This window comes from Halobacillus sp. B23F22_1 (genome assembly GCF_043497005.1).
Taxonomy (GTDB): domain Bacteria; phylum Bacillota; class Bacilli; order Bacillales; family Halobacillaceae; genus Halobacillus_A.
The window spans coordinates 863,470-882,362 of record NZ_JBIEKE010000001.1 but is presented as its reverse complement, the minus strand read 5'-3'; the positions used below and the strand labels follow the sequence as shown (position 1 = coordinate 882,362).

15 protein-coding genes and 1 pseudogene are annotated in these 18,893 nt (G+C 41.6%); 7 read left to right on the top strand and 9 right to left on the bottom strand.

The window, feature by feature from the left end; genetic code table 11:
- Positions 1 to 155 precede the first annotated feature (155 nt).
- From ACGTNH_RS04505 to ACGTNH_RS04480, 6 genes and pseudogenes are all read right to left on the bottom strand, one after another.
- On the bottom strand, positions 156 to 935 hold the full coding sequence (locus tag ACGTNH_RS04505) for a fumarylacetoacetate hydrolase family protein (RefSeq protein WP_394585291.1): 780 nt from the start codon (positions 933 to 935) through the stop codon (positions 156 to 158).
- Positions 932 to 2,140 (bottom strand): NAD(P)-dependent malic enzyme, encoded by a 1,209-nt coding sequence (locus tag ACGTNH_RS04500; RefSeq protein WP_394585289.1) that lies wholly within the window; start codon positions 2,138 to 2,140, stop codon positions 932 to 934. Before ACGTNH_RS04500 ends, ACGTNH_RS04505 begins: the two co-directional genes overlap by 4 nt.
- 187 nt (positions 2,141 to 2,327) lie before the next feature.
- Positions 2,328 to 2,945, bottom strand: coding sequence for an ECF transporter S component family protein (locus ACGTNH_RS04495; RefSeq protein WP_394585288.1), 618 nt, complete (start codon positions 2,943 to 2,945; stop codon positions 2,328 to 2,330).
- A 679-nt stretch (positions 2,946 to 3,624) separates the two neighbouring features.
- Positions 3,625 to 4,040, bottom strand: a pseudogene (arr, locus tag ACGTNH_RS04490) (NAD(+)--rifampin ADP-ribosyltransferase).
- 448 nt (positions 4,041 to 4,488) lie between these two features.
- Positions 4,489 to 4,941 carry a VOC family protein gene (locus ACGTNH_RS04485; RefSeq protein ID WP_394585287.1) on the bottom strand — a complete coding sequence of 151 codons (453 nt, stop codon included), beginning with the start codon at positions 4,939 to 4,941 and terminating at the stop codon, positions 4,489 to 4,491.
- Positions 4,942 to 5,376: 435 nt separating this feature from the next.
- Positions 5,377 to 6,225, bottom strand: coding sequence for a sialate O-acetylesterase (locus ACGTNH_RS04480; protein ID WP_394585286.1), 849 nt, complete (start codon positions 6,223 to 6,225; stop codon positions 5,377 to 5,379).
- A gap of 474 nt (positions 6,226 to 6,699) precedes the next feature.
- Here ACGTNH_RS04480 and bla point away from each other — a divergent pair, with 474 nt between their 5' ends.
- The 3 genes from bla (at position 6,700) to blaI (ending at position 9,863) form a co-directional block, all read left to right on the top strand.
- Positions 6,700 to 7,629: a class A beta-lactamase gene (gene bla, locus ACGTNH_RS04475; RefSeq protein WP_394585284.1), complete on the top strand. Its 930-nt coding sequence runs from the start codon at positions 6,700 to 6,702 to the stop codon at positions 7,627 to 7,629.
- Positions 7,630 to 7,691: 62 nt separating this feature from the next.
- Positions 7,692 to 9,458: a BlaR1 family beta-lactam sensor/signal transducer gene (locus tag ACGTNH_RS04470; protein ID WP_394585283.1), complete on the top strand. Its 1,767-nt coding sequence runs from the start codon at positions 7,692 to 7,694 to the stop codon at positions 9,456 to 9,458.
- 21 nt (positions 9,459 to 9,479) lie between these two features.
- Entirely contained in the window at positions 9,480 to 9,863 is a 384-nt protein-coding gene (gene blaI, locus ACGTNH_RS04465; RefSeq protein ID WP_394585281.1) for a penicillinase repressor BlaI, read from the top strand.
- 509 nt (positions 9,864 to 10,372) lie between these two features.
- On the opposite strand, the gene ACGTNH_RS04460 is transcribed toward blaI, so the two are convergent.
- Positions 10,373 to 10,843, bottom strand: coding sequence for an SRPBCC family protein (locus tag ACGTNH_RS04460; RefSeq protein ID WP_394585280.1), 471 nt, complete (start codon positions 10,841 to 10,843; stop codon positions 10,373 to 10,375).
- 154 nt (positions 10,844 to 10,997) lie between these two features.
- Between ACGTNH_RS04460 and ACGTNH_RS04455 the strand changes: the two genes are divergently transcribed.
- The 3 genes from ACGTNH_RS04455 to ACGTNH_RS04445 all read left to right on the top strand — a co-directional run bounded on the left by ACGTNH_RS04455 (position 10,998) and on the right by ACGTNH_RS04445 (position 15,256).
- The gene (locus tag ACGTNH_RS04455) at positions 10,998 to 12,743 is read left to right on the top strand and encodes a LytS/YhcK type 5TM receptor domain-containing protein (RefSeq protein WP_394585279.1); all 1,746 of its coding nucleotides are present in this window, start codon (positions 10,998 to 11,000) and stop codon (positions 12,741 to 12,743) included.
- On the top strand, positions 12,740 to 13,465 hold the full coding sequence (locus ACGTNH_RS04450) for a LytR/AlgR family response regulator transcription factor (RefSeq protein WP_394585278.1): 726 nt from the start codon (positions 12,740 to 12,742) through the stop codon (positions 13,463 to 13,465). The genes ACGTNH_RS04455 and ACGTNH_RS04450 overlap by 4 nt, the downstream gene beginning before the upstream one ends.
- A gap of 348 nt (positions 13,466 to 13,813) precedes the next feature.
- Positions 13,814 to 15,256, top strand: a complete 1,443-nt coding sequence (locus ACGTNH_RS04445) for a carbon starvation CstA family protein (protein ID WP_394585277.1) — start codon at positions 13,814 to 13,816, stop codon at positions 15,254 to 15,256.
- A gap of 204 nt (positions 15,257 to 15,460) precedes the next feature.
- On the opposite strand, the gene ACGTNH_RS04440 is transcribed toward ACGTNH_RS04445, so the two are convergent.
- On the bottom strand, positions 15,461 to 17,095 hold the full coding sequence (locus ACGTNH_RS04440; RefSeq protein ID WP_394585274.1) for an SLC13 family permease: 1,635 nt from the start codon (positions 17,093 to 17,095) through the stop codon (positions 15,461 to 15,463).
- Positions 17,096 to 17,280: 185 nt separating this feature from the next.
- On the opposite strand from ACGTNH_RS04440, the gene ACGTNH_RS04435 reads away from it, so the two are divergent.
- Positions 17,281 to 18,384, top strand: coding sequence for a tartrate dehydrogenase (locus ACGTNH_RS04435; RefSeq protein ID WP_394585272.1), 1,104 nt, complete (start codon positions 17,281 to 17,283; stop codon positions 18,382 to 18,384).
- A gap of 301 nt (positions 18,385 to 18,685) precedes the next feature.
- On the opposite strand, the gene ACGTNH_RS04430 is transcribed toward ACGTNH_RS04435, so the two are convergent.
- Positions 18,686 to 18,865, bottom strand: a complete 180-nt coding sequence (locus ACGTNH_RS04430) for a hypothetical protein (protein WP_394585270.1) — start codon at positions 18,863 to 18,865, stop codon at positions 18,686 to 18,688.
- Positions 18,866 to 18,893 lie beyond the last annotated feature (28 nt).

The following is an 18,893-nucleotide window of genomic DNA, read 5'->3' as shown; positions in this document are numbered from 1 at the left end:
GCATCGCATGCAAACGCTTTCTAATTGTGTCTATTATACAGGAAAGGAAGGGGTTATTTCAATAATTTTCAGAAAATAAAGATATTTTTTCTACATTCTTTGTGTGAATCTTGTTAGAGATGTAGAAACGTTTTTATAAAGGAGTTGAAAGAGACTTAGGAAACGCTTGTCTTCTGCTTCACCTTACTTACAGGGTTCCTAAGAGAACCGATCTCTTCGATCCGGCATTCTATTTCATCATTCTCTTTCAAAAACTCTGCTCCAACCGGACTCCCTGTGAGAATGAGATCCCCAGGTTGTAGTGTCATCACTTTGCTCAAATACGAAATCATCCGTTCTATTGTGACGATCATTAATTTTGTAGAACTGCTCTGCTTTCTCTCTCCATTATGATAAGCTTCTACAACGGCCTTCGTGTGGTCAAACTCTGTTTCTACCACTGGCCCTAGAGGAGTGAACGTATCGAATGATTTACCCAGCGTCCAATGACCGTTCTCATGGAAATATTGAGGAGCCGTCACATCATTCCCAATGGTATAACCGAAAATATGATCCATGACTTCCTCTTCTGTTAGTCCACTCGCTTTTTTCCCAATAACAACAGCCAGTTCGGACTCAAACTTTACTTCGTCGACGGTTTCAGGGATTTGAATGGCGTCAGAGGGACCAATGACAGAGCTGTTCGGCTTGAAAAAGAAAACCGGCATATCGGGTCCTTCTTTCGGCAGGTCGTCTACCTCAGTTACAAAATTCGCTCCGATCCCTATCACTTGATTCGGCTCTAAGGGAACCAACCATTCGATTTCTTCTGTTGAATAGGTTTCACCTGTATACCCCCAGGTTTTAAAGATATCCCCTGAAATTTCTTTCACCAGTCCATCTTCAAATATCCCTGTTTTCTTCTCTCCTTCGATCGTAAACCGCAAAAATTTCATCGCTTAACCTCCACTTTATCCGTCATTTTAACCTTTCTGGCTACGCCGCTCTGGATGGCAGCATCGGCTACAGCTCTTGACACTTGATCGACAACACGGTCGTCTAATGGGTCAGGTATGACATAATCTTTATTCAATCGGTCGTGATCTACTAAAGAAGCAATGGCTTCCACAGCAGCAACCTTCATCTCTTCATTGATTTCTTTCGCCGAAACACTCAAGGCACCTTTGAAAATTCCCGGAAATGCTAATACATTATTGATTTGATTCGGAAAATCAGATCTCCCTGTACCCATCACTGCGACACCGGCCTTTCCAGCTTCCTCTGGCATGATTTCTGGTATGGGATTAGCCATTGCAAAAATTACAGGGTCACGATTCATTGAAACCACCATTTCCTTGGTCAAAGCTCCTGCAACAGAAACGCCGATAAAGACATCCGCCTCTTCCAAAACCTCTGATAACTCTCCTGTCACCCTTGTTTCATTGGTCATGGCAGCGACCTCCTCTTTTAGAGGATTCATCCGATAATGACGGCCTTCGTAGATCGCACCTTTTGAATCACAAAGGATGATCTCCCCGACTCCCATATTCACGAGCAGTTTGACAACAGCGATCCCCGCTGCTCCGGCTCCATTGATGACGACTTTCACATGCTCTAATTTCTTTTGAACGACTTTCAAAGCATTGATCAATCCGGCCGCAGTCACGATAGCCGTCCCGTGCTGGTCATCATGAAAAACAGGGATTTGAAGATCATTTTTCAATTTTTCTTCAATGTAAAAGCAGTTGGGGGCGGAAATATCTTCGAGGTTTATTCCTCCAAAGGTCGTTTCTAACGCCTTCACAGCATCGATGAATGCATCAGGATCTTTACGGTCAATACAGATCGGAAAGGCATCTACGTCAGCAAACAGCTTAAATAATGCAGCTTTGCCTTCCATCACAGGGTAGGAAGCCCCAGCCCCTATATCACCAAGCCCTAAAACTGCGGTTCCATTTGTGACGACGCCAACTAGATTTCCTCTAATGGTATAATCGTAGATAGCTTCTTCATTCTCATGGATTTCCTTACAAGGTTCTGCGACTCCCGGGGAATAAACTAAGCTCAAGTCTTCCTTACTTTCCACTGGCACCTTCACTTCCACACTAAGTTTTCCACGGTATTTGTGATGGAGCTCCAAAGCATCTCTTCGCAAATCCAACGGCCACCCCTCCTCTTTATAGAGGGAAAAGGACCCAATAGGTTAAAAAACGAATTCGATCCTTTTCCACACATTCAACCAAGTCATAACTTTTGATTTCTACTCTCTTTTTCTATATCCTTACAAGTAAGTAATTGGAGCATCATACAACTCGATTTCCCAGATTAAATTGTATTGATGTTCTTTTTTATGCCGTTTTCTTTTTGCCTACACTGTTCTTCGGGGCAATTCCGATTTTCTCTCTGATGTCTTTGGCATTTGGAAGGAATCGGACCGGAAAGATTTTAAGAATCATCCATACGATGTAGAACGTCAATAATTTGTCAGCGACCGTTCCCGGAATGTTCGCAACAAAAGCGGCGTTGAAAATTTCCTGCCCAGAAGCGATCAATCCTGCTGTCAATACATCCACGGTATGTCCAGAAAATCCGCCAAAAGCATACACCGAAATGACGGTGGCCACGGCTGAAGCTAAAATCCCCGTCACGGCACCCGCCGTCATGACTTTCCAAGCTTTCTTAAACCACCCTTTTTTATAGAAGAAGTAGGCTAAAAAAGCGACAAATATTCCGACAAGAGCAAAAGGTAAGTACGTCCATCGCACAATAAGAGCTAAAATTACATTGGTCATTAAAGCGGTCGCCGCACCCCAAAGCGGGCCTAAGACTATGGCATTTAGTACCGTTCCGATATTATTCAGAAACAATGGCAGCTTCAGCATCTCTACTATGGAGTTAGCCACCCAGTTCAGTGCAATACCAGCTGGAATCATCGCAACAATGAAACTAGAATTCTTTTTCATCATAATTCGTTATGTCCCTCCTCTATTATGAAAGCGATAGTCAATCCTCCTTTTAGACCCACCCCCTCAAAACAATTTTTTGTAGAACATCCCTCTAACATAAAAACGTTTCCACAAACAGTTAAGTTATTACATATCAAGTTATATGGAAACGCTTTCTTAGACTGAATTATACATAGGGTCGTGTGTAATTTCAACAATATTTTGAAAATAAAAATATTTTCAAAATATTACCTGCATTCGTTCGACAAAAGTCTACAAAAACCCCTTGATTTTACGACAGAAATGGGAATGATCCATTTTAAAAAATGAAGGGAAACTTTAATTGAGAGCTTGGCCCTCTATTCTTAATCTTAATTTAAGGTGAAAACCTTTTCCTATTTACTTTTGATCGTTGCATAAAAAAGGTTCTGTTCCATTGTGGAACAGAACTTCACTACACCCATTATTATTCCTTTTTATCAATAGTTACTTCAACCGAAAAGATATCCTGATGAAGTATAAAGTATCTCATTTCTTCTAAAACACCTCCATTTGGCATGAAAGCTTGTCAAAGATAAGCCCCCTTATACATAAGAATTGACTTCGAGATATTTTGAATTAGATCTTAAACTAACGCACCCAATTGCGGAATATTGGTAATTGCAAACAAAATAACTATTTTACTCCATTTTAAATATTTTCAGTTTATAATTCCGCTATTGTTTTTGGCTAAATTTTTCCGCCATTCACTTCGCTCCATAGTTGTCAGTTTTGCCCACTCAGTTTCTTCACCAATAATTCTTAAAGGTTCTTGAGAACGATAAGATCGTGTTAAGTTACCCGGGAACTTTTGTCAGTAACATTTGGGTCGTTTTCAAATTCACCTGTTGGTTCTATTTTATAAACGCGTTCTCTTCCTTTCCCTTTTGCTAATGCTGCTGCAAGTCGTGCACCATTGGTATTAGCAGTGAAATAAATGTGGTTCATTTTAAGCCCAGGTTTGTAATTTGAATCCCCCCCCCCCGCTTTCAGCAAATCACCAACCTGTAAATCTGCCTTTGTCCCGTGGTAAAATGGTCCTTTATCAGAAGGTACACCGCGATATGAGTTTGACAATTCATAATTTCTTTGTGCATTATCAGAATCCCCCAACTCCTCATAGCATTTGGCAATGTTTAAATATAACGTTGAGTATGTACTCTTAACATTATCATCATTTATATTTAGTGCACACTGTAAAGAGGTTTCCATCCATTTCAATTTGTCTGTAATACTCTTTTGTTTACGAGCTAAATGATAAGCTGCAATAAACCTTTCATAGTCGTCTTTTGCTTTGTGCCATGCTTGATGGAACATCGTGGTTGCACCTTCAATATTTCCGCCATCCTCCATATTTATCCCACTCATACAGAGTTTAATAACGACATTGTTTTGATCAAATTTTATATTCATCTAATCTTACCTCCAAATTAATAAAATCACATTTTTGAACTACATTTCTCCAAACCGCTTTATTTAATAGACCATGCCCTTCCCTGTGATATTTTAATAAAACCTCACTTTCTTATTTTTTTTCGAGTTGTTCTGCCAAACCGATTAGAAGCCCTTCAATTCCACGAATGTAGCAGAGCCGATACGAGTCCTCGTACTGAACAACTTCGCCAACAAGTTGAGCACCATACTTACTAAGCCTGGATACCATTTCGTCAATGTCTTCAACGGTGAACATGACGCGCATATAACCGAGGGTGTTTACAGGAGCAATCCGGTGATCTGATATAGTAGGAGGGGTGAGAAATCGCGAAAGTTCAAGTCGGCTGGGGCCATCTGGGGTAACCATCATAGCAATCTCTACGCTCTGAGAACCCAATCCGGTTACGCGACCAGCACATTCCCCTTTGACTGTGGCTCGGCCTTCGAGGTGCAAGCCAATTTCCTCGAAGAAAGAGATTGCGTCATCAAGGGATTCTACAACGATGCCGACATTATCCATTCTTAGTAATTTGTTTTTTTCCATTGTTTTATCTCCTTATGTGTGAAAATTTATCTTCTGATTATCCATAATTTCTATTAAAAAGTTACACATCCCTTTCAATCAAAAAATGGATCTTCATCCCCCTCCTATATCATATGTCTACTAAAGAGTTTATTCTTGATTGCTTAACGCTTTTCCTCTAATTCTACAAAAAGAGTAAATCATTTCTGTTAATATCTCGAATTCGAGTCTTCAACTATACTGCCCTTAACATTAATAGAGGGCGATTCCTGTATTTCAGACTTGATTTCGATATATTGAAGCAGATCTTCAACTAACGCTATTCTTTTATTTAAGTGTAATCCTTCACTATTCACCTTAAAATAACTCTAATCCCTATTAAGTGTGTTTCCAGATGCAATACAAATAGACGCCTCCTTATTCAAGAAAAGCGCCCGATTGTTTATCATTTTAGTTTTACTTACTTTCATTAATATTGGAGATATTAATAGAAAACTCCCCAAAACTTAATTGGCCTAAAGCAAACTTTGTACTTTGAACAAATCTACGTTCATTTTTAGTTAGTTCACGTTTTGCTGCCTTTTCAATCCATTCTTGCTCAAAGTCTAAACTATCTAAAATATGCTTTTGTTTTGAAAAAGCTTCATGGTATCTTAATCCAAATTTTCTTTGCGAGATAGCATTAATATGAATGCCATCTGGATTTGCTGTTAAGCCTTTTGATGTTACAAAATAGCAATTTTTTTCGGTATGAGCAACTTTAGATAATATCTGGTTGATTTGTTTATATTCTACAGCGCTTTTTCCAAATCCGACTTCTCCAAGGTAATGTCCCAACTCACCGATAATAATCGGGATATCTGGTGCATTCAATTCTTCTCTCAAATGTTTAAATAATGAAAGCAACTTTTCTTCATACGTCTTATAACGTTCTCCGTAACTGTCACTTTCCCCTTGATGCCACAGAATTCCCACTATTTCACTTGTTTCCATAGCAAATTTTGCTTCAGAAATTGCATGTCTCGTTAATAGTCCATCAATTGTCCACTCATCAATAGAGCTTCCACCTTCAGCACATGGTATCAACCCAATAGACTCACCCGGATGACCCTCCGTCCAAGTCTGAGCAAAAGAGGCTGCTGGACCAACACCAGATACGTGGCGATCAAAATTAATCGGTTCTGCCATCATTTGCCATCTACCGTTTCGCAACACATTTATATGCTCATTATAAATCGGCGCTACATCCTCAATAAATCCTCTACCTGCCATATTTGATTGTCCGATTAGTAAAATAGATTTCATACAAAAACCTTCTTTCTTTGTTTGCATAGGTCTAATTAGACTAAACAGGATTAAGAGTATTCTTAATTAGACTTTTTAGTCAAGACACTTGTGTTAACGTTACATGAAGACTCAGTATCGAGATAATTACGTTTCTTAAGATTATATCGAGTTTCTTGAAGAGTTCAACCTTTTTGAGAAATCAATTCTGAAATATAATTAGTAACCTTTCTTAAGGAGATTTTTCTAAGTTTTGCTTCACCCTATAAAGGCTCTGGTTATTTCACTAAGCCCATCTGCCCACATAATACTTTCGAAGAATACCCTCAGAGATTATTGGGTATGTATGCAAAGTTTCATCTTGACGCTTCTAGACTACAACTGTAATATAGTATTACATTTGTAGTCTAACCGGTAAGGAGGATATACAATGATTACAAAAAAGCGGTTGATAATCAATGCGTACAACAATCTAATAAAAGAGAAGGTGTTCAGATGAAAAAAACAAATTCATACAAAGCTGGCATTCGTTTGGTTACAATGTCCTTAACATTCCTTTTACTCACAATACTTACCGCATGCACACATGGAGGTGATCAAACCAACGCATCCTCCGACAAGAAGAGCGAAACAAAGAAAACGATCAATACAGAAAAGGAATTTACGCAGCTTGAAGGAGAGTTTGATGCTAGATTAGGTGTCTATGCAATTGATACAGGCTCGAATCAAACAGTCGAATATCGACCGGATGAACATTATGCCTATTCATCTACCTTTAAAGTTTTGGCTACAGCAATCCTGCTAAAGCAAAACGACATAGAACAATTAAAAAAAACCGTTACATACACCAAGGATGATTTGGTTACTTATTCTCCAGTTACCGAGAAACAAGTGGATACCGGAATGACACTTTTGGAAATCAGTGAGGCGGCTATCCGTACAAGTGACAACACTGCTGGGAACCTTCTCCTTGAGGCGATCGGAGGACCAGATCAATTTAAGAAAGCTTTACGCGACATTGGTGATGACGTTACAATGCCCGAACGATACGAAACCGAATTAAATGAATTCACGCCAGGTAATAAACGTGATACCAGTACACCGAGAGCTATGGCCACTAACCTGAAGAAAGTTGCCCTTGGTGACTTTCTCCCAAATGATAAGCGTGAATTGCTTATCGACTGGATGAAAGGAAATCAAACAGGTGATTCATTGATACGTGCCGGAGCCCCTCAAGGATGGAGAGTTGATGATAAAAGCGGGGCTGGAAGCTATGGAACAAGAAATGATGTTGCCGTTGTATGGCCGCCGAACAGAGAACCAATCGTCATAGCAGTCATGTCCCGGTACGATACAAAGAATGCTGAATATGACAATGCGCTTGTTGCAAGGGCTGCCGAGATCACACTGAATGCTTTAAAATAAGAGCTGATACTGTCCTTCATGATGCACCGCCGGATGTAATATAACGATTAAGGAGTGAATAAATGTCCGCTCTCCATCTATCTGTTAGCTTGTTCATATCTTCTCTCATGGTCATTGTTATCTTGTTGATCCGAGAAATTTTTAAGTATCAGTTGTCATCCAAATGGAAGTACAATCTTTGGTTCCTGTTATTCATTGCTTTACTAATTCCTTATCTTCCAACGCAATTATTAAGTTTCGGGGGTAAGCTTACGGGAAATGGGATCCAATACAGTAATCCGGCGCAAGCCGACATTACAAACGAAAACCCTCAATTAAATAATGAAAGTTGGATGAACGATTTTTCAACATCTGTTCATCGATTGGATTTTACAGTTCTGGACCCTGTTTTCACCATATTATGGATAGCAGGCATGCTCGTTATGATTATTTTGGCCATGCATGCCTGGATAAAATTGTGGCAATTAAAAAAGTCTGCTAGTGCTATAGCAAATACCGAAATTCTATCAATATTCGAACAGTGTAAACAAAGGTTGAATGTATCGAATTCACTAGTATTGATGGAATCACAACGTATCAAATCCCCACTGATGTTCGGGATATTCAAACCCTGTATTATCCTTCCCCGTTATGCTGAAGTTTGGCTGTCTACGGAGGAAATAAAATATATCTTGCTGCATGAATTACACCATTATAAAAACAAAGACGTTGCTATAAATTACCTAACCGTCCTGTTCCAGATTTTATACTGGTTTAATCCATTAATCTGGATGGCGTTCAGGGAAATGCGGCTGGATAGGGAAATCGCGTGTGACAGTGCTGTCCTCCATACATTGAATCAACCTCAGCACGTAGCCTACGGAAACACAATTATTAAGCTTGCGGATAAATCTCGTCTTCCAAAACATTTCGCAATGGTTAACCAGATCGCTAGTTCAAAAAAGCAAATAAAAAAGCGAATGGAACGTATTGCGTACTTTAAAACTGACACAAAGCTGGTAAAAGTGAAAAGTATCCTGATTTTTATCCTTCTTGCCGGATTTGTCGTGAGTCAAGTACCAATTGTTTCTGCTATGCCTTATGATGACCGCATTGATTTTGACAATGGGCAGACAGTAAATGAAGATTTAAGCGCTTATTTCAATGGATATGAAGGCAGCTTTGTATTGTACGATGTACAGAAGAAGCAATACAATATCTATAATAAAGACAAAAGCACATTGCGGGTTTCGCCAAATTCTACGTTCAAAATTTACAGTGCATTATTTGCATTGGAGTCCGAAGTTATCACACGAAAGGACAATTTCATGAAGTGGAATGGTCAATCGTATCCTTATCAAAGCTGGAACCAGAATCATAATTTGCAGACAGCGATGGAAAACTCAGTAACATGGTATTTTCAGCAGATGGACAAAATGCTACAAAAGAAAAATATTGAGGCGTACACGGAAAGGATAGAGTACGGTAATCAAAATCTGTCAGGTGGAATTGAAGAGTACTGGCTGGAATCTTCCTTGAAAATTTCACCGATCGAACAGGTGCAGACACTCAAAAAGTTTTATACAAATCAATTTGGATTCGATGAAAAGAATATTAATATCGTAAAAAATGCCATCAAACTGGAGGCCAGAAAAAGTTCAACTCTTTATGGCAAAACCGGAACGGGAACGGTTAACAGTCAAAATGTAAATGGCTGGTTCATTGGGTTTGTAGAAACAGATAACACCACCTATTTCTTTGCAACGAATATCGAAAGCGACAATCACGCCAGCGGCAGTATAGCTGCTGACATTACGAAATCCATCTTGCACAACAAAGGCATCTATTAAAAGGAAAAGGCAGGGATTCATATGACGAAAAAAATACCCGCGATTACAGAGTCGGAATGGGTAGTCTTAAAGGTGCTTTGGGAAAAAGGGCCGCAAACAGCAAATGGTATCATTTCTTCATTGCCGGCTCAAACGCACTGGAATCCGAAGACCATACGGACACTTTTAGATCGGCTTACTAAAAAAGAAGTCGTCGGCGTCCATAAAAATCAGAGAGTTTATACATTTTATCCGCTTTACTCCCAGGACGAATGCCAACGTGATAAAACAAAATCCTTTGTCAAGCGATTCTATGACGGCACCTTAAAGTCAATGCTCGTTCAATTCATTCAGGAGGAAGACCTGTCTGAAGACGATGTTGAAGAACTAAGGGCCATCCTGGATAAAAAGCAGAATAAAAAATAGATCGGTATTACGCTTTAAACGGTGGAAGCATCCTTTAACAATTAATCTTGAGATATCTTTTCTTTAACAATGAAATTTCATATTGTAAATTCTAAAGTTCTAGCAGTTCTTTCAGCAATAGATTCTCCCAAGATTTGTTTAACAATATATGAAGAAATAGATCTCCAATTTATTTGTTGAAGTACAAAATGATATTTCAGATAATAAGGTTTACTATTTTTTAAAGGAAACCTGTTATTCTAATAATATTAAGGGCTTTGGCCTCTTACTATATTCTTCATGGTTAACTATAATAAAATCTATTTCTGAAGGTGAAATAACTATCGTAGAAGGAAAAAATTAATTGATTCGATGTTAAGAGATCAATTAATTATACAATTTACGTTTACCACTTTAAAGAAAGCAGCATTTCGATTCACAGTGAATCAAAATGCTGCTTTTATTTATATATGTTATAGATTATCTCGAAACTGGGTCTTCAATAATTCTACCTTTTTATGGAAGACTCCTTATATATTAACCACCTCCCCCTCCAGCCGGTCCAGATTCTGCTCATTAGCTTCAGCTACAAACCTGCCTACCTTCTCACATTCGTCCGCCGATTCAAAAAGCATGTGCCAGGTAAGCAAAGTCCCATCTCCCTTTTCGTTAAAAGTAATCGTTAATAAAAACTCATGGTTCGGTTCAAGATGACGAAGAACCAGTCGTTCCGGCTCCTCAATCTCTACAAATACACTTTTGTTTTCATAGCCTTTTCCATCGGGGCCATGCATGGTGAAATGCCATAATCCATCTGGCTTCATTTCAAATCGATGAAATGTGTTTGTAAATCCGTTCGGTCCCCACCACCTGGATAAGTGAATAGGATCACTGAAGGCTTTAAACAGCTGTTGTTTTGTCGCGTAAAAGAAGCGTGTAGTCATAATTTCGCGATCTGAAGAAGCTCCCCTGCCTAACGCGTCTTCCCTATTTTTGCTCATAACGTTCTTCTCCTTTCTTAATACATGTCGGTTTGTCTTTATTTTAATTCATCATGGAAATATTTTCATTATGGGTGAGGAGATTCCTCCATTTGTATGAAACGTTTTCAAGCATGCTACAATAGAAGCAAAACGACTGGGAAGGACGAGACAGATGTTCGAATTACTTCTCCCGATGCTTGAGCGGCTCGGCATTATCGTGACGGTTGCTTTCATTATAACGAGATTCCGTTTTTTCCGGGAACTGATTGACCGTAAATCTTTGCATCCAGGTCAGCAGATGATGGCGATTGCATTCTTCGGGCTGTTTGGGATTATTGGAACATATACAGGAATTACGTATGATACGAGTTCTCTTGAATTTGGAAGATGGACAATGGATTTAGTGGAGAGTGAAGCGATCGCGAATTCGAGGGTGATCGGAATTGTGGCAGCTGGTTTGTTCGGTGGGTATCGCATTGGCATTGGTGCCGGCTTGATCGCCGGCATCCATCGCTTCTCGCTCGGAGGATTTACTAGTTTCGCTTGCGGCATTTCGGCTGTTGTTGCCGGTGTGCTTGCCGGTTTTTTTCATAAAAAGGATAAGCCGCTGAAACTGAAAACGGCTCTTCTCATTGGCGGGCTCGCTGAAATGGTTCAGATGGGTATTATTTTAGCGGTATCTAAGCCATTTTCCCGTGCGTGGGAGCTTGTGCAGGATATCGGCGTACCGATGATCGTTGCCAATGGTGTGGGGGCTGCTCTCTTTTTGCTTATCATTCGAAATGTTTTAAACGAGGAAGAAAAAGCAGGGGCGCTGCAGGCTCAAAAAGCATTAAAGCTTGCGGAGTCGACGGTTGCTTATTTGCGAAAAGGGTTAACAAGGGATTCTTCTCAAAAAGCCTGTCAGATCATTTATAACGAAGTGGATGTGAGCGCCATCTCCATGACGGACCAGGAGAAAATCCTCGCACACGTTGGAGAGGCGGATGATCACCACCAGGCAGGGGAAAATATTCAGACCGATGCTACGCGAGAAGTGATTCAGACTGGGACGATGATAGTGGCGAGGCATGAAGACATCAATTGCAGCCATGCGGCTTGTCCGCTTGGAGCTGCTGTTATCGCGCCATTGAAGAAAAGACAGGAAGTCGTCGGCACGTTGAAGTTTTACGTCCGGTCAGAAAAAGAAATTTCTAATGTGCTGCTTGAACTGATTCAAGGGCTGAGCGCCCTGCTTGGCCAGCAGCTGGAGATTGCGGAAGCCGAGAAAGCGCAGAAACTGGCGAGAGAAGCCGAAGTTAAAGCGCTGCAGGCTCAAGTGAACCCGCATTTTTTATTCAATTCGTTAAATGTGATTATATCGCTGACCCGTACGGAACCGGACCGAGCGCGCTCTCTTCTAATCGCTTTGTCAAAATTCTTCCGTCAGAACCTTGGAGCGACGACGAAGACGTGGACGTCACTTGATGAAGAACTAAAACACGTAAAAGCCTACCTATTAATAGAAGAAACTCGTTTTGTTGATAAATTACAGGTCAATTATGAGATTGATCCTTCCGCTCTGTCTGTAAAAATTGCGCCGCTTACGCTGCAGCCGCTCGTTGAAAACAGCATCAAGCATGGGATCAAAGATAAGGAAAAAGACTGTGAAATCACAATTCAAGTCCGTGATCTTGGCGACTGGGTGAAAATTACGGTCAGCGATAACGGCAGCGGCATGACGCCGGAGCGCATAGCCTCCCTCGGAGAAAAAGAAGTTCCTTCTGAAAAAGGCACGGGACTAGGGCTTATGAACGTTAATAAACGGTTAGAGTATATGCACGGTGAGACATCAAAACTTCACATTGAAAGTTCGCCCGGGGAAGGAACGACGATTTCATTTGTGATTCCGCATACTGGAAAGGAGGTAACTGCATGATGGGTACGATTAAAGCGCTGATCGTTGATGATGAACGATTCAGCCGGGAAGAGTTGATTTATTTGCTTTCATCCTATGATTCCATCGATATTGTAGGTGAAGCCGATTCAGGAGATGCTGCGATTATGAAAGCTATCCAGCTGCAGCCTGACGTCATTTTCTTAGATGTAGAAATGCCGAAAATGGACGGCATGGAGGTTGCGCAATCTGTTAGGGAATTGAAGAAAGTGCCGGCCATCGTGTTTGCGACCGCCTATCCTGATTTTGCGGTGGAAGCTTTTCGCCACGAGGCCATTGATTATTTGTTAAAGCCTTTTGACGAGGAACAGCTAGGCGTTGCGATTGCCCGGTTAGAGAAGAAGCTTCAGCCCATAAAAGCAGCTGCATCGCGTCCCTCTAAGCTGGCTGTGGAACGAGACGATGAGATTCATTATCTCAATCCTGCACATATTATGTATGTTTACCGGGAAGACCGGCTGACGAAAATCGTCGCAAAAGATCATGAGTATGAAACGAAATGGACATTAAGGGAAGTCGAAGAGCGTTTGAAAGGATTTTCGTTTTACCGTATTCATAAAAGCTACCTCGTGAATCTCGATTACGTTGATCGTTTGATTCCATGGTTTAACGGGGCTTATCAGCTGGAACTCAGGGGCCGGAAGGATAAGCTTTCTGTGAGCCGTAATTATGTGAAAGGGTTGCGAAAACAGCTTGAATTATGACATAAGTGCAAAAGGGTTTTAGGCAACAACTCGCTTTCCGTGGGCGTATGTGGTGCCTCCTCGAGTTCTTCAGCTCTGCGGGGTCACCCCTAATCCGCATCTCCCACAGGGTCTCACTGTTTCCTAAAACCCTTCTCGGTAAAAGTGGACCGAACCCTTTCCCCATCGGCAATCAGCTTCAATAAAATTCATAGCCACCTTCAACACACCCATCGTCCTTTTTTGAGGGCGGTTTTTTTGCATGTCAGACAGATATTTCGACATGATAGACAGAAACCAGACTAATGTAAGCGCTGTTTTGTTACGATCGTTGTAAGCGATTACAGAGATTGTAAGGAGGAAGCTATTGTGATTACGTTTCTAGTAAGTATTGCCCTTTTAATTGTTGGTTATTTTACGTACGGTAAATATGTCGAGAAAACGTTCGGAGTCAATACAGACCGCCAGACGCCTGCTTTTACGCACGGTGACGGCGTTGATTACCTTCCCATGGGAGAAAAGAGAAATTCATTAATTCAGTTATTAAATATAGCCGGGGTCGGTCCGATCTTTGGTCCGATTCTCGGAGCACTTTATGGGCCTGTGGCCTTTTTGTGGATTGTATTTGGTTGTATCTTTGCTGGGGCGGTTCATGATTATTTAACGGGTATGATTTCAATTCGTAACCGTGGCGCTCACCTGCCTGAGCTTGCCGGTAAGTTTTTAGGAAAAGTGATGAAGCACGTCGTGAACGCTTTTGCGATCTTGCTTCTTGTGCTCGTAGGAACTGTGTTCGTCTCAGCGCCCGCTGACCTCTTGCATAATATGACGAGCAGCTGGCTGAGTCTGCCGATTATCATTGGAGCCATTTTTGTTTATTATCTGCTGGCGACAATGCTTCCGATTGATAAAATTATCGGGCGTTTCTACCCTATTTTTGGGGCGCTGCTTTTAATTAGTGCAATTGGTGTCGGCGTTTCGCTCGTAATTACAGGAGCACCGATTCCTGAACTTACGTTAACGAACATGCACCCGGATAACGCACCGATTTTCCCGCTGTTATTCTTAACGATTTCCTGTGGTGCCTTGTCTGGTTTCCATGCCACGCAGACACCGATTATTTCTCGAACGACACAGAAGGAAAAACAAGGCCGCCGCATTTTTTACGGCATGATGATCGCAGAAGGAATTATCGCGATGATCTGGGCAGCCGCTGCGATGAGCGTATTTAACGGTTCTGCCGGACTTAACGAAGTCCTGGCAAGTGGAGGTCCTGCTGCTGTAGTCAGTGAAGTATCGATTGCAATGCTTGGAGCTGTCGGAGGTACGCTTGCCGTTCTTGGTGTTATCGTTCTGCCGATTACGTCAGGTGACACTGCTTTCCGTAGTGCCCGTATGATTATTGCCGATTATATCAAGGTTTCTCAAAAGAAAATCGCCAGCCGAATTTGGATTGCTGTACCGCTGTTTGTGATCTCCTTTGTGCTGACGCGCATTGATTTCACATTACTTTGGAGATACTTCTCCTGGGCGAACCAGTCCACTGCAGTAATTGCCCTTTGGGTTGGAGCGATGTACTTGTTCTTATCAAGAAAAAATTACTGGATCGCTGCGATTCCAGCAACGTTTATGACGATGGCAACGTTCACTTATATTCTAAATGCACCGATTGGCTTCGGTATGGCATTGAACGTCTCGTATGTGGGAGCTGCTATTATTACGGTGGCGATCGTTACTGCCTTCTTTATCGCTGCCCGCCGCGGACTGAACCAGAATATTCCGCTTGAAGAAGAGCTGAAACCGACAGCCTGATGGGAGGCTGCAGTCCGAACCTTCAGAAGCAGGTGGAACAGCAGGAAGAAAAGGTTAATCAAGTAAAAATGAAAATATCCCGTTATGGGTCAAGGTTATTTTAGTGATGATTGTTATGCTTACGCTCGGCTATTATGGCTTTTAACGAAAACCTCCATCAGCATTTTTCGCTGATGGAGGTTTTTTTCGTTCACCTATTCTATATTAATTCAATAACTCTCCGAAAATAAGGGGCACAAAGAAGTAAACGATAACGACTGAAAAAACGATACTGCATAGGTTTAACCAGATCCCAGTCTTCGCCATTTTACTCATTTTTATATAACCCGTCGCAAAGACAATTGCGTTAGGTGGAGCCGCAACAGGGAACATAAAGGCAAAGGTGGCCCCCATACAAGCAGCGACCATGAGAATAATCGGATCCGTTCCTAATGCTGCAGCACCTGCCGCAACAATTGGATAAACCATCGTGGAAGTGGCTGTATTTGACGTGAACTCAGTAAGTAAGGTGATGACAGCTATAATTAACCCGACCATAAGAAAGAAAGGAACGTTGGTAAAGTTAACGAGTTGATTGCCGATCCATTCATCCAATCCAGAGCTGATAATCCCTGAAGCAAGGGCAAGTCCTCCTCCAAACAGCCACAAAATCCCCCATGGCAGTTTAAGTACAGTATTCCAGTCCAGGATACTGCCCTCTTTGTTTTTAGAAGGGATTAAAAACAAAACGAAGGCTCCAAACAATGCAATAATGGTGTCATCAATGCCGGGAATAAAATTTTCAAGAAATACACTTCTAGTCATCCAGGCTAAGGCTGTCATCGAGAATACAGCTAACACTACTTTTTCTTCATAGTTCATTCTTCCGAGGTTTTTCAGCTCTTTTTTCACTATTGTCCGACCGCCGGGGATATGTTTAACATTCATAGGATAAGCGATCTTCACTAAGTAAAGCCAGACAATCGGAATAAGCAGCATGACCATTGGAACGCCAAACAGCATCCACCGGGCAAAGGAAATATCAATGCCGTACAAATTATTTACCGTGGCAGCTAAAATGGTGTTGGCCGGTGCGCCAATTAACGTACCAAATCCCCCAATCGTCGCCGCATAAGCTGTGCCAAGCATAATGGCTGTGCCAAATGGAAAGTTTCCGGGCGATGTATCAACCTCTCCGCTCTTCTCTAATGAATCGGCTACGTGTTTAGTCACCGCTAAGCTTATTGGAACCATCATCATTGTACTCGCTGTATTTGAAATCCACATTGATAGAAATCCAGTTGCCACCATAAAACCTAGAATGAGCATCGTAGGACTGCTTCCTATAAAAGCTATGATTGCTAAGGCCATTCGTTTATGGAGATTCCATTTTTCCATTGTTAAAGCGATCATAAAGCTTCCGGCAAATAGAAAGATGAGAGGATCTCCATAGGATGAGGAAACGTCCCCTGTCTCCATAACCCCGGTTATTGGAAATAATAAGAGCGGAAGCAAAGATGTAATTGGAATAGGTACAGCTTCAGTAACCCACCAGGTGGCTATCCAACCAATAAGCCCAAGCATTTGTACAGCTTCTCTGCTCATCCCCTCAGGTTGAAGGAGCAGTGTAATCAACAAATACAGTAAAGGTCCGACAACCAATCCTGTTCTTTGGGCAAAAGAAAAATTTCCCGGCTGCGGAGATGGATCTTCCGTTTCTTTTGTCGGGGTGTCTTCTTCTTTCTTTACAGCCGCATTTGCTGAAACACTAAAGAACAAAAAAGATGCTGCTTTTCCTATATCTTTCCTCAGCTTCCGATCCCAACGCCACATTTGATCCCATACGGAATGAATGTACATTCGTTTATCCCTTCCCTTCTTCTTTTTTGTGAACGCTTTCATAATACTTTATGTATACATTAAAGTCAATAAATTATCTGAATAATTAATAATATCCTGTTTTAACGAATTCATTTGACAATTACGTATACATTATTTAATATTTAGAATAATGAACCAAATATAATTTATAGGAGGAATTACGAATGGAAAGTAAAAAGCATTTTAAATTAGCCGTCATCCCGGGTGATGGAATTGGGGAAGAAGTTATAAATGAGGGACTGCGAGTCATCGATCATCTATCTGAAGTTACCAATAAGTTCACTTTTGAAAGCGATTACTTCCCATGGGGCTGTGAATACTACCTTGAAACTGGAAAAATGATGGATGAAGATGGATTAGATAGAATTAAGAATCACGATGCGATCTACTTTGGGGCTGTCGGTTTCCCGACTGTCCCGGATCACATTAGTCTCTGGGGGCTGCGTCTCGCTATTTGTCAGGGGCTTGACCAGTGGGCTAACATTCGTCCTGTTGAATTTCTCCCAGGTGTAGAAGGAAAACTGAACCATCCTAATAAAGAAGAATTAAACTGGGTATTAGTCAGGGAAAATACGGAAGGTGAATATTCCGGTATCGGCGGTCGTAATTTCAACGGGAGAGGACGCGGCAAAGAGGTGGCTGTGCAATCATCCGTTTTCACAGAAGAAGGATGCGAAAGAGTAATTCGCCACGCTTTTAATCTAGCACTTAAAAGGAAACGGAAAAAAGTAACGAGTGTAACGAAAAGCAATGCACAGCAGTACGGCATGGTCTTATGGGATGAAGTGTTTGAAAGAGTAAGTAAAGAATACCCTGAAGTAGAAACAGATAAATGGCTGGTAGATGCGATGGCGGCACGATTTGTGCTGCACCCGGAAGAATTAGAAGTCGTCGTGGCTTCAAACTTACACGCGGATATCTTATCTGACCTGGGAAGCGCTCTGGCTGGAAGTCTCGGAATCGCCCCAAGCGCAAACTTACACCTTGATGGCCGATTCCCTAGTATGTTTGAATCCGTGCACGGTTCTGCCCCTGATATCGCCGGGCAGGGCATCGCAAACCCTATCGGAACAATCGGAAGTGCAGCATTAATGCTGGAACATTTAGGAATGCCTGAAGAAGCTCAGTTAATCAATGAAGCTATTAGAGAAACAACAAGAAGCGGCATTATAACAGCTGATATCGGAGGCCGCAGTTCGACAAAGGAAGTAACGAATTCCATTATATCCTGCATTTCAAAAAACATCAGGGTATCTGATACAGTTTAAAATAAAAAGAGGGCTCCCCTCTCAGCTTGTTGAGAAAGCAGCGTTTTCTCTCTTAACTCGAAAGTGTAAACATTCCTTGCATAATCAAGAGGAAAGGGTTTTAGGAAACGACTCTCTTTTCCAAGGGCGAACGGTGTGCCTCCTCAGGCTTATCAGCCTTTCGGGGTCACACCTTATTCGTCTCTCCCTTAGGAGTCTCGCCGTTTTCTAAAACCCTTTTTCAATAATTAGATGTAGTGGTGTTTGAGACATTCTTTCCCCCAAGGTTCCGTGCTCCCACGATTCCGAGCGTCTCTTAAGATTAAAAGGAACGGAAAAAGTGACGACTCCTGCGGGACGAGCAGACAGGAAAGGCCCCGGAGATCGTAGATCGAGGAGACTTTCCGCCTGCCCCGCGGAAAGCGGCGCTTTTTCCTGTTCCTTTTCTCCAGACTAATGTAGGAACCATAAGATACAAGTACATCCATCCAGGCTTTTTCAACAGTCTGCCTCTTTTTATTTTTTTCTTG